This is a genomic window from Thalassospira sp. UBA1131 (genome assembly GCF_002311515.1).
GTDB lineage: Bacteria > Pseudomonadota > Alphaproteobacteria > Rhodospirillales > Thalassospiraceae > Thalassospira.
This window is the reverse complement of the sequence record NZ_DCAO01000050.1, coordinates 21,657-28,587: the sequence shown is the minus strand read 5'-3', so window position 1 is coordinate 28,587 and position 6,931 is coordinate 21,657. Positions and strand designations below refer to the sequence as shown.

7 protein-coding genes are annotated in these 6,931 nt (G+C 56.0%); 2 read left to right on the top strand and 5 right to left on the bottom strand.

Annotated elements, in window-relative coordinates:
* The coding region (locus B3Z49_RS08060) for an FAD-binding oxidoreductase (RefSeq protein ID WP_296989751.1) at positions 1-758 on the bottom strand (758 nt) is incomplete at its 3' end.
* A gap of 404 nt (positions 759-1,162) precedes the next feature.
* On the opposite strand from B3Z49_RS08060, the gene B3Z49_RS08055 reads away from it, so the two are divergent.
* Positions 1,163-1,873, top strand: coding sequence for a hypothetical protein (locus tag B3Z49_RS08055; RefSeq protein ID WP_296989749.1), 711 nt, complete (start codon positions 1,163-1,165; stop codon positions 1,871-1,873).
* 200 nt (positions 1,874-2,073) lie between these two features.
* Here B3Z49_RS08055 and B3Z49_RS08050 read toward each other — a convergent pair whose 3' ends face one another.
* Genes B3Z49_RS08050 through speB form a run of 4 tightly spaced genes read right to left on the bottom strand, consistent with a single transcriptional unit; the run spans position 2,074 to position 5,776 of the window.
* Positions 2,074-2,874 carry an ABC transporter ATP-binding protein gene (locus B3Z49_RS08050; protein WP_296989747.1) on the bottom strand — a complete coding sequence of 267 codons (801 nt, stop codon included), beginning with the start codon at positions 2,872-2,874 and terminating at the stop codon, positions 2,074-2,076.
* Between the two features lie 14 nt (positions 2,875-2,888).
* Positions 2,889-3,683, bottom strand: coding sequence for an ABC transporter permease (locus B3Z49_RS08045; RefSeq protein ID WP_063087223.1), 795 nt, complete (start codon positions 3,681-3,683; stop codon positions 2,889-2,891).
* 39 nt (positions 3,684-3,722) lie between these two features.
* A complete protein-coding gene (locus tag B3Z49_RS08040) occupies positions 3,723-4,700 on the bottom strand; it encodes an ABC transporter substrate-binding protein (protein WP_008891428.1) in 978 nt (325 codons plus the stop codon).
* Positions 4,701-4,759: 59 nt separating this feature from the next.
* Complete coding sequence (gene speB, locus B3Z49_RS08035) at positions 4,760-5,776, bottom strand: agmatinase (RefSeq protein ID WP_296989741.1); 1,017 nt, start codon at positions 5,774-5,776, stop codon at positions 4,760-4,762.
* Between the two features lie 201 nt (positions 5,777-5,977).
* Here speB and B3Z49_RS08030 point away from each other — a divergent pair, with 201 nt between their 5' ends.
* Positions 5,978-6,931 carry a LysR family transcriptional regulator gene (locus B3Z49_RS08030; protein ID WP_064780688.1) on the top strand — a complete coding sequence of 318 codons (954 nt, stop codon included), beginning with the start codon at positions 5,978-5,980 and terminating at the stop codon, positions 6,929-6,931.

The window sequence follows — 6,931 nt, the reverse complement described above, 5'->3', positions numbered from 1 at the left end:
GGGGCGATTTCGTCATGGACCTTTTTATAAAGCTGCCCCACACGATCCGCGCGGTCCATGGTGTCTTTGGCCTCGGCTGAGCTCATCGCGCGGGTATTGAAATCCGTGCCATCGATCAGCACCGTGGTCATGTCATGGATGTAATGGCTGGTCTTGCCATAAATCCGCGATCCCTTGCCCGAACTGTCCGATCCGATCATGCCGCCCACGGTGGCGCGACTTGCGGTCGACACCGCCGGCGGGAAGAAATAGCCGTATGGCTTTAGCCAGGCATTGAGCTGATCGAGCACCACACCGGGCTCGACATGCACAAGCCCGCGCTCCGCATCAAAGCCCAGGATATTGTTGAGGTGCTTGGAGGTATCAAGAATGATGGTGTTGTTCAGCGACTGGCCATTGGTGCCGGTCCCACCGCCGCGCGGGGTGATTTTGACCTCGGAAAATTTTTCCCGCCCCGCAAGCTCCATGACAACGTTGATGTCATCGCGCGTTCTGGGCTGCAGCACGGCGCTCGGCATCACCTGATAAACGCTGTTATCGGTGGCATTGATCAGGCGGGTCGGGAAATCGGCATGGATTTCACCGGCAAACTTGCCCTCGGCCTCCAGCGTTTTCAGAAAGCCCAGCGTCAAACTGTCCAGCGACCGATCCGGGGTCAGGGCCGGCAGCTTTTTGATGACGCTTTTGTTTGACGCGTTGGTAACCGGATTGGTGGCCGGATTGGTAACCGGGGTGGCAGCCGGGGCAGGGACGGACATCAGGCTCTCTCAATACTCGTATGATAATATCATATGTTTTTATCGGGTTTTTCCGGTGCGGGCCGGCCCCCCGATCTGGCATGCAAACCCATTTGACCTGATCGCGATTGAATAGACAAATCGAAAATTCCGAAAGATTATTCAAAATAAGTGAATAATCAAAACGCCAGGCAAGGTGCTCCAAACCGGCCACCAAAAAGCGCGGAAATAGCCGATTTCAAATCCTCATACAATTCGACTTTTTTTGGAGGATTCAGGGGCGGATTTCTTTGAAGCGTTATCTGACTTGCAGACATTTATTGGTTGAATTTAATTGCTCGTTAAAGTTGTTCTGTGTAACTATGAGTTCTCTTTAGAATCAAGAATGCCCTTTATGGGCAATGCATAACGGGCAGGGGGCGATCATGACGTCTATTTCCGGATTTCTGGCAAACAGCTATTCCTATCTGTCCCCCAAGTCAGGTCAACGTTCGGCTGTTGGGGCAAAGTCCGATGGCAGTGCCGCCCCAGCCGGCCAAGCGACAGAACAGACGCCAGCCAAATCGACCGCCACCCACGGAACGCTGGCCGGTGCCGCACTAACGGCGCGGGCGAAAATCGATGCCGGATATGCCAAGCTTGGCAGCGCTGATACCGCGCGTATGACGGCAGATGATTGGGATACGGTTGGTTTTCCCGAATTTGATCGCCAGATGCTGTATGCCATTCAGACCAATGAAGGCGGGCTTTTTTCCAACGCGGAAGTCAAGGCGGCCAAAGACGAAGTGGCGAGCCGAATTTCCGATATCGTCCAATCAAGCGGCCCGGACGGTGATTGGACTGAAGTCCATCGCAAAATGATCGAATTCTATGACGCGGCAAGTGATGCGGAAAAGGAAACATTTGCCTGGGCAGAGGCACGTGCCTCGCATCAAACCGCCTACATGCTGAGCGGTGGAACCGAGGATGTCCGAACCGATAATCCGGTGGTCAATAAATTGACCCAGGCCTGGGATCAGGTCATTGGCAGTAACGGCACTGCGCACGACCTACCGAATATGCCCGCCTATCGCGAAGCGCTGATGTGGTGGTCGGACGCCAATGGTGGTGCGCGACATGTGGATTTGAGTGCTTAGAGCGTTCTCCTCTGCACCGAGGTTTTAGTTCCCGTCTTTTCCAGATATGTCGGCCCGAGCTGTGCGGCATCATGCGGTTAGGAGCGGGAATGTGCGGGAATGTGCGGGATTTGCTGTGAGCCGCACATTCCCTGTGCCTGTGCCTGTCGGGTGGTGGCAAGTCAGGCAGGTGTTTGTTTTTGTCGCTTTGTTTGCGGGGCTTAGGCCGATTTGCGCTGGTTGGCGGCGTCTTCGGCCTTGATTGCCTCGTCATGCATCAGCGACAGGATGGTGCGTTTGTAATCCATGAATTCCGGGCTGGTGAGCGCATCGATGTGGCGCGGGCGTTCGATGCTGATATCAAGCGATTGCTTGATCAGGCCGGGGCGGGCCGACATGACATGGACTTCATCACCCAGGAAGATCGCCTCGTCAATGTCATGCGTGATGAACAGCACCGTCTTGCGGCGGCTTTGCCAGACATCAAGCAGGAGTTCCTGCATCATTTGACGGGTCTGGCTGTCAAGCGCGCCAAACGGTTCATCCATCAACAAAATGCGCGGATCATTGGCAAGGGCGCGCGCCAGCGCCACACGTTGGCGCATGCCGCCCGAAAGTTCCTTGGGATAGGATTTTTCAAACCCGTCAAGATGGACCGCCTTGATCAGATCATCGGCGATGTCTTCGCATTCGGATTTTGAAAGGCCCTTGAGCTTTGGGCCGAACATGACGTTTTCACGGACCGTGAGCCAGGGAAACAGGGTGTAGCTTTGAAACACCATGCCGCGATCGGCCGACGGGCCGTTGATCGGCTGCCCATCGAGTTCAAGCCGCCCGGATGTCGGGGTTTCAAGCCCGGCGACAAGGCGCAAAAGTGTTGATTTGCCGCAGCCCGACGGGCCGACAATGACGGAAAAGGTATCGTTGGCAACATCAAGCGAGACGTCATCCAAGGCCAGAACCGGTGGTTTGCCCTTGGGTTCGAACCGTACCGTGATGTCACGAAGGGAAAGCATGCTCATGACTGTATCGCCCCTTAAAAATCGGCAGACCAGGGCAGCAAACGCCGGCGTGCCCATTTAAAGAAGAAATCGGTGATCAGGCCCAGAATGCCGATGGTAAAGACACCAAGCAAAATCACATCGGTAAACAGCCCGCGCATGGCGTTCAGGATCATATAGCCAAGGCCGGTATCAGCCGCGACCAGTTCGGCCACCACCAGATAAGTCCAGGCCCAGCCCATGGTAACCCGCAGGTTATCCATCACACCGGGCATGCAGGCCGGCACCAGAACGCGCGTCACAACCCGCCTGCGATCCGCACCCAGCGTATAGGCGCAATCAATCAGATCCTTGGAAATCCGGGCCGATACATCGGAAATCAGAATAAGCTGCTGGAAAAAGGTGCCGAGGAAAATCACCATGATTTTCTGTTCGATCCCGATGCCGATCCACAGGATCAAAAGCGGGATCAGGGCCGAAACCGGGATATAGCGCATGAAACCGGTGATCGGTTCAATCAGCGCCTGCACCGCCCGGAAACTGCCCATCAAAATGCCGATCGGCACGGCAAAGATGGATGCCAGGATAAAGCCCGACAGGATGACAACAAGGCTTGCCCACATATGTTCAAACAATGACATATTGGCCATGCGCTTGATGCCAGCTTGAACCACCTCATGCGGGGCAGCAAGGAAGTCGCGGGGCGTGATCCCGCCATAGGTGAGCAAGCACCACAGGGCCAGGATAACAGCAACCGAAATCAGCGACAGGGTGACATAGGTTCCCTTGTCGATATCGGTCTTGGGCGAGAAGAGGGATCTGGTCCACATGATGCTTGCTCTTTTAAGTCTTGAACGTGGTGACGTTTGTTATTTCACGATGTCCGCAGCCAGCAGGCTTTTGGGATCGGCTTCAAGCGTGATCAGGCCGCTTTCCTTGCCAAGGGTCATGGCATTGGCAATGGTGCCGACAATGCCATCTTCGTTGGCCGGATCCATGAAGGTCTTGTTCATTGCGTCATCATAAAACGCAATGCCCGCACGGGTTTCAGCAAAAACCGCCGGGTCTTCAAGCCAGCCGCCAACACCCTTTGCCATGATCACGTCGGCGGCTTCCTCGTTGGCCTTCTGCCAGGCGATGGCCTTGGCCCATGCACGATAAAGCGCTTCCATTTCAGGGCGACGGGCTTCCAGGGTTTCCTCGGTCGTCACCGCGATATCGGTGATCAGGCCCGGTGCCTTGGAGCTGTCGATCAGAAGATGACCATGTTCGGTGTCCTTGCCGCGCGTCAGCCACGGCTCCCACGTTACAGCGGCGTCAACACGCTTGGCGACAAAGGCGGCACCGGCATCACCGGCCGACATGTTCATCGAATTGACGTCAGAAAGGCTCATGCCGGCTTCCTTGAGAAGGACGCTCAGGAAGAATTGTGAAACAGACCCTTCGGTATAGGCGACGTTTTTGCCCTTGAGGTCTTCGATGGTTTTGATGTCGGCATTGGCAACAATGCCGTCACCGCCACGTGAATCATCAAGTGCAAAAAGATAGGTCAGCGGATGGTCGTCGGTGTAAAAGCCAAGCACGGTATCAATCGTGGTGACCGCAACATCAATCCGGCCAGCCGCCAAGGCCGGCATGCGGGTTTTGACGTCTTCCATGACGACAAGTTTGACATCAAGGCCTTCTTCTTCAAAGAAGCCCTCGTCCTGGGCGATATAAAGCGGGCCATAGCCGACCCAGGTCGAGTGGGCTATGGTCAGTTCCTCGGCCGAGGCGGCGGTGGAAAGCGAGAAGGCGGTTGCGAGGGCCGCACCCGACAGGCAGATTTTCGAAAGAATGCGTTTCATGGATGGTGTCTCCGGTGTGAGATGCTCTCTGATTCAGGTTTGGTTTCTTTGATTTGGCCTTAGCCCGATTTTCGGTTCGGGTTTCTGGTGGCGTTTGACCCGGCCAGCACGCACAGCAATTCATACATGAGCGAAATGCCAAGCCAGGCTGTTCCTCCCGAAGGATCGAAGGGGGGCGAGACCTCGACAAGGTCTGCGCCCACAAGGTTTAGACCGGCCAAAAGCCGGATCATTTTTTGCGCCTCGCGGCTGGTGAAGCCACCGATTTCCGGCGTGCCGGTGCCCGGTGCAAAGGCCGGGTCAACAGAATCAATGTCAAAGCTGACATAGGTTTTATCCATGCCAACAATGTCGCGCGCCTCGGCCATGACATCGTCGATGCCGCGATCAATGACTTCTTCCATGCGGATGATGCGAACACCCTGTGCAAGGCCCCATTCAACATCTTCGCCGTCATACATCGTGCCGCGAATGCCGATCTGAACCACGCGCTTGGGATCAAGGTAACCGTCCTCGATCGCGCGGCGGAACGGGGTGCCGTGGGTGTATTTGAAACCGTTGAAATAGCTGTCAAAAAGGTCTGTATGGGCATCGAAATGCACCATGCCAAGCGGGCCATCGGATGCCAGTGCCTTCAGGATCGGATAGGACAGCAAATGATCGCCACCGGCACTAAGTGGCGTGATGCCCTTTGATTTCAGTTTGGCGATAAAGCCGGTGACACTTTCCAGCGTATCCATGATGTCGGCCGGGTTGACCGGCGCGTCGCCCAGATCGGCGATGTTGCGGTCTTCAAACGGGTTCTGGCTGGTGACCGGATGTTTGGGCCGGATCATGGTCGACAGATCGCGCAACTGGCGCGGGCCGTGTCGCGCACCCGGACGGTTGGTGGTGCCGCCATCCCATGGCACGCCGACCATGGCGATATCGACCTCGTTTAAGACCGGGTTATCCAGCGACAGATGCGGCGCGCGCATGAAGCTTGCCACCCCGGCATAACGCGGCAGGGTCATCGCCGAGGGCGGAACAAAGGAAATAGCGGACGCAGTATCGGTTTTGTCAGCAGTGTTGGGCATGAAGGCAGGTCCTAGCGCGGTGGCGATGGTAGCGATGGTGGCGGCATGCCGTCGCGGTCGGGTGGGGTGACGCGCGGACACGGCAATTATCTCAAAAGCTTGCCCAAACATTGCCACGCGGGGACGTGTTCAATAATATGAAACTTTCAAACTAAACGTCTGATTTTTTCAACGTAATGCTTTCACGAAGGTCAAGCGCCGATGTCAGTAACACTTCCGCCGCTCAGTGATGTCGATTTCCGCCAGTTGCGGATTTTTAGGACCATCGTCGAAAGCAACGGTTTCACCGCCGCCCAGGACGAGCTTGGCATTTCAAGATCAACCATCAGCACCCAGATGTCTGCCCTTGAAACCCGGTTGGGGGTGAAGCTCTGTCGACGCGGGCGGTCTGGCTTTTCGCTGACCGAACATGGGCAAAAGATCTATAGCGAGGTGATCAAGCTGTTTGCTGCCGCCGACTCTTTCCGGGCCGAGGTCGGGGCCATCCGCGGCAATATGGTGGGGGAGCTTCGCATTGGTGTTGTCGATGCCATGGTCGAAAACCCCAATTGCAAGCTGGATCGGGCGATTGCGCTGTTTCATGAACGCGCGCCGGGCGTGCATCCGACCTTTGTGGTGGTGTCGCCCAACCAGATTGAAAACGCGTTGCTCAGTCGTCAGATGGAAATCGCTGTCATGCCCAACCAGCCGATGAATGCGGCCGTGCAGATGCAGCAGCTTTTTCACGAAGAACAGACGATGTATTGCGGCAAGGAGCATCCGCTGTTTGAAAAGGCCCATGAAAAGATGCCAATCGAACAACTGGCCGAACAGAAATATGCAAGGCGCGGTTATTCGGTGGCGCTGGCGTTCCAGTCGCTTTTCAAACATCCGCCAAGTGCCACGGCCTATGACATGGAAGGCTTGGCCTATCTGATCCGAAGCGGCAAGTTCGTCAGCTTCCTGCCAACCCACTTTGCCCGGCAATGGGTGGAACGCGGTGAGATGCGCGCACTCCGTCCTGATCTGCTCAGCTTCAAGATCGCCATGTGTGTCGCCAACTTCCCGCAATCGGTGATGTCGCGCATGGCGCGTGTGTTCCGCGAATGTTTGATTGAGGTGCACCCAACTGTGACCGCAATCAAAACCGTGCCGCCGACGCTGGACAAGAAATGA